The 4,452-nt window shown below is 60.3% G+C and carries 4 protein-coding genes; 2 read left to right on the top strand and 2 right to left on the bottom strand.

The features are described from left to right. Window positions 1-129: 129 nt before the first annotated feature. Entirely contained in the window at window positions 130-717 is a 588-nt protein-coding gene (locus ACTJLA_RS24640; RefSeq protein WP_034125680.1) for an NUDIX domain-containing protein, read from the bottom strand. A 165-nt stretch (window positions 718-882) separates the two neighbouring features. Between ACTJLA_RS24640 and ACTJLA_RS24635 the strand changes: the two genes are divergently transcribed. Beyond that, window positions 883-1,809, top strand: a complete 927-nt coding sequence (locus tag ACTJLA_RS24635; RefSeq protein WP_054898677.1) for an alpha/beta hydrolase — start codon at window positions 883-885, stop codon at window positions 1,807-1,809. 192 nt (window positions 1,810-2,001) lie between these two features. On the opposite strand, the gene ACTJLA_RS24630 is transcribed toward ACTJLA_RS24635, so the two are convergent. Then, window positions 2,002-3,162, bottom strand: a complete 1,161-nt coding sequence (locus ACTJLA_RS24630; RefSeq protein ID WP_057974864.1) for an alpha-hydroxy acid oxidase — start codon at window positions 3,160-3,162, stop codon at window positions 2,002-2,004. Window positions 3,163-3,282: 120 nt separating this feature from the next. Here ACTJLA_RS24630 and ACTJLA_RS24625 point away from each other — a divergent pair, with 120 nt between their 5' ends. Next, a complete protein-coding gene (locus tag ACTJLA_RS24625; protein WP_314546430.1) occupies window positions 3,283-4,068 on the top strand; it encodes a DeoR/GlpR family DNA-binding transcription regulator in 786 nt (261 codons plus the stop codon). The last annotated feature ends 384 nt before the right edge of the window (window positions 4,069-4,452 follow it).

Here is a 4,452-nt window from a genome sequence, read left to right as displayed (position 1 = left end):
CCACATTGGATCGCGGGGCATCAGTTATATCTGTGTCGGCTGCCAGGCCGTCACGGGAGCAAGCTCCCTCGCCACAGATTCAGCGTCGTGCCGAAGTTATGTAGATACCTATGCACATGAAGGCATACCTCACCACCCCTCTTTCAACATCCGCAGCTCCAGATGCTGCAACAACATAATCGTCTTGCCATCCACAATCTCCCCGCTCTGCACCATCGCCAGTGCCTGCTCAAAGCCCAGCTCCAGTACCTCGATATCCTCGCCCTCTTCTTCCAGGCCTCCGCCCGCTCCCACTCGGTCGCCTGGCTGGTATTCACCGATAAAAAAGTGAATCCGCTCCGTAACCGATCCCGGGCTCATGAACGCCGCGTAGATTTTCTCAACATGCCCGACGCGATAGCCGGTCTCTTCCTCGGCCTCCAGGCGGATGCGTTCTTCGGCGCTGGCGTTATCGAGCAAACCGGCCGCCGCTTCAATCAGGTAGCCGGGGTAATCGTTGACGAAAGTGGGCATGCGGAACTGGCGAATCAGCAAGACTGTGCGTTGCTCACGGTTGTACAACAGGATGGTCGCACCGTTGCCCCGGTCATACACCTCGCGGGTCTGGGCTTGCCAACTGCCGTCGCGACGGCGCAGGTCGAAGCTGTATTTCTTCAGCAGGTACCAGTTGTCCGAGAGGGTTTCTTCGGCGGTGATGCGCACGGGGCTGTTGTTCATGTGTGGGCCTTTGCAGGTAGGGCAGGTTCGAGCCGTCCACCCTATCAACCCGCGCGAGGATTGTTCAATGCTGTAACACTTTCATCCGTCACGGCCGTCGCATTAATGCCTACCCGCCCAGGCCATCTGGTAAAACCCGTGCTTCATCTTTGTTCTGGAACCTTCATGTCTTCTGTTTCTATGCCCCGCCGGGGCCTGCGCTGGCTTGTCTGGCTGTGCATGGCCGTGTTGATTGTCGGCCTGCCGGTCGGCTGCGCCGTGTTGCAACACAAGGAGCGCGAACTTGTGTTTCGCATCGAGCCGGGAACCGCCGGCTGGTACACCGGCCTGCCCAAGGCGGTGCAGGAATTCGAACTCACGCCCGCCAGTTTCAAAGCAGGGCAGAACATTCATGGCTGGTGGTACCCGGCAGCCAACAAAGACGCGCCCGCCATCCTCTACCTGCACGGGGTACGCTGGAACCTCACGGGCCAATTGTTTCGCATCGAGCAATTGCATGCCCTGGGCTTTTCGGTCCTGGCCATCGACTATCGCGGCTTTGGCCAAAGCCAGGGCGACCTGCCCTCGGAAGCCACGGTGTACGAGGACGCACGCATTGCCTGGGAGCGTTTCCAGACCCTGCAACCAGACCCCGGCAAACGCCTGATCTACGGGCACTCCCTGGGTGGCGCGGTCGCCATCGACCTCGCTGCCGAGTTGGGCAAGCAGGTGCCATTGCCGGTGCGTGGGCTGGTGATCGAGTCCACGTTCACCTCCCTGGCGGATGTCGCCACGGCCGTTGCCAACACCTCATTGCCGGTGCGCTGGTTGCTGTCGCAGAAGTTCGATTCCATCGACAAGATTGCCGACATCCACATGCCGCTGCTGGTGGTCCACGGCCTCGACGACCGCTACGTACCACCGCGCTTCAGCCAGCAGTTATTCGAAGCCGCCCAGCAACCCAAACACCTGTTGCTGGTGCCCGGTGCCAGCCATAACAACAGCATGAACCTCGCCGGACGCAGCTATGGCCAAGCGCTGGAAAACCTGATGCGCACGAAGATGCCTGCCCAGGTGGTGACACACTCCACAGGCCGCGATAACGCCTCGTAAATACGCTTTTCGACACTGGGTTCGCGCTTGGCTGTCAAGCGCAAACCCTGGCCATGTTGGCCCGAAATACAAGTTGATCAAATAATGATCTTCGCTGAAATCGCCAACGCTGCCGGGCCTTCGCAAAGTTATCCACAGAGATACCCACGGTTTTCGTGGACAACTCTTTTTATATTTTTACGGTTTTTTTGCTCAAGCCGTGCTTCCAGGAAAGGTACCGGGCAACAGGATTTCGCGATTCACTTCGCGTATATCCTTATAGCCACAGAGCGCCATCGACACATCCAGTTCGCGGGCGATGATATCGAGGGCCTTGGTCACGCCCGCCTCGCCCATCGCCCCCAGCCCATACAAGTGCGGGCGGCCAATCATGGTGCCCTTGGCGCCCAGCGCCATGGCCTTGAGCACGTCCTGGCCGGAACGAATACCGCCGTCGAGCCACACTTCAATGCGGTTGCCCACGGCCTCGACAATCGCCGGCAATTGGCTGATGCTCGACGGCGCGCCATCAAGCTGGCGACCACCGTGGTTACTCACCACCAACGCATCGGCACCGCAATCGGCCGCCAAGCGCGCATCCTCCACATCGAGAATGCCCTTGATGATCAGCTTGCCGCCCCAGCACCGCTTGATCCACGCCACATCGTCCCAGCTCAGGCGCGGGTCAAATTGCTGGGCGGTCCACGACGACAGCGAACTCATGTCGGCCACCCCCTTCACATGCCCGACGATATTGCCGAAACCACGCCGCTGGGTACCCAGCATGCCCATCACCCAGCGCGGCTTGGTGATCATGTTGAGAATGTTCGGCAGCGTCAGCTTGGGCGGCGCGGACAAACCATTGATCAAGTCCTTGTGGCGCTGCCCCAGAATCTGCAAATCCAGGGTCAGCACCAATGCATCCACCCCGGCCGCCTTGGCGCGCTCGATCAACTGCTCGATAAAACTGCGGTCGCGCATCACATACAACTGGAACCAGAACGGCTGGCCGACATGCTCGGCGATGTCTTCCAGCGAACAGATACTCATGGTCGACAAGGTGTAGCGCAGCCCGAACGCGGCAGCGGCACGGGCAGTGAGGATTTCGCCATCGGCGTGCTGCATGCCCGCCAGGCCAGTCGGCGCCAACGCCACAGGCATGGCCATGTCCTGGCCGATCATGCTGGCGCGGATCGAACGCTCGTCGATATTGCGCGCCACCCGTTGGCGGAACTTGATACGCGCAAAATCAGTTTCGTTGGCGCGGTAGGTGCTCTCAGTCCAGGAGCCGGAATCGGCGTAGTCGTAGAACATGCGGGGGACACGTTTTTGCGCCAGCTTGCGTAAGTCTTCGATGGTTGTGATCAACGGCATCGGGTCACCTCTCCCTGAACTGAACACAGAGAGTAACCGGCAGGAGCGTGGGCAACCAGCCGTTGCGTTTAGATGGGCCGGCGATTAATCTCGCACAAACCCGCAATAAAGCGCACAAACATGCATAACACTCATCAAGCCATCGACCTGCCTTCCCTGCGCAAACAGAAGATCTTGTTGTTGCTGGAACGCGACGGCAAGGTCACTGCCTCCGAGTTGGTCAAGCATTTTGCCGTGTCCCAGGACACCATCCGCCGCGACCTCGGCGAACTCGCTGCCGCAGGCCTGTTGCAACGCGTACATGGCGGCGCCCTGCCCCGCCCCAAGGACACCGGCAAGGATTTCTTTACCCGTGTCGGGGAAACCAACGAGGTCAAGCGCCACCTCGCTCGCGTGGCGGCGGAGCGGGTTGAAGACGGCCAGATCGTGCTGTTCGATTCTGGCTCCACCACCTTGCAGATCGCACAATGCTTGCCCCATGCACTGCACCTGACCGTGGTCACGCCATCCCCCATGATCGCCATCGCCCTGGCCGACCATCCGCATATAAAAGTGATCCTGGCCGGCGGCCAACTCAACCCCGCCACGCTCTCCACCGGCGGCCATGACGCGGTGCGGCTGATCCAGAGCGTCAAGGCCGACCTGTTGTTCACCGGGGTTTGCGCACTGCATCCGCAAGTGGGCATCACCTCGCTGCATTTTGGTGAAGTCGCCGTCAAGCAAGCCTTGCTCGACAGCGCGTCCCACGTCATCGCCGTGACCACCTCAGACAAGCTCGGCGCGGTGGAACCCTTTGTGGTGGCGCCTTGCAGCCGTATTCATACGCTGATTACCGAGTGGGACGCGCCGGAGGTGCAAGCATATGAACAGTTGGGGTTGCAGGTGCAGCGGGTGGACGTGCAGTGATGCAAACCCTGTGTAGAGCGAGCTTGCTCGCGAAAACGTCAACAATAACGCGTGTTTCCTGAATGAACGCGGCGCCTGAGCGTTTTTCGCGAGCAAGCTCGCTCCTACAAAAAGGGCAAGCCGGCCATCTGGAGACGGTAACCACGATGCGAAGCGAGCCGCTCTTGCTCTTGCTCTTGCTCTTGCTCTGCTTTTGATCTTGATCTTAGGCGCCCCGTTAAACCACGCTGGCCGGAATTCGACAGGGATTTGGGGGGTAAACCGGCAGGGATGCCGGTTTAGCCGCCCCGCGCCATGGATGGCGCGTGGCGGCGGCCCCCCAAATCACTGGCGGATTACGGGCACACCGAGCCTGGGCGAGGTGCCGAGTGGTGGGGCAAGAGC

The organism is Pseudomonas sp. 22072 (assembly GCF_052046095.1).
GTDB lineage: Bacteria > Pseudomonadota > Gammaproteobacteria > Pseudomonadales > Pseudomonadaceae > Aquipseudomonas > Aquipseudomonas paracarnis.
The sequence above is the reverse complement of the archived record's forward strand: the minus strand, read 5'-3'. Positions and strand labels throughout refer to the sequence as shown.

What these genes read in the sequence shown, in the direction of transcription:
- ACTJLA_RS24640 (WP_034125680.1), bottom strand. Translation starts at nt 717, where the DNA reads ATGAACAACAGCCCCGTGCGCATCACCGCCGAAGAAACCCTCTCGGAC.
- ACTJLA_RS24635 (WP_054898677.1), top strand. Translation starts at nt 883, where the DNA reads ATGTCTTCTGTTTCTATGCCCCGCCGGGGCCTGCGCTGGCTTGTCTGG.
- ACTJLA_RS24630 (WP_057974864.1), bottom strand. Translation starts at nt 3,162, where the DNA reads ATGCCGTTGATCACAACCATCGAAGACTTACGCAAGCTGGCGCAAAAA.
- ACTJLA_RS24625 (WP_314546430.1), top strand. Translation starts at nt 3,283, where the DNA reads ATGCATAACACTCATCAAGCCATCGACCTGCCTTCCCTGCGCAAACAG.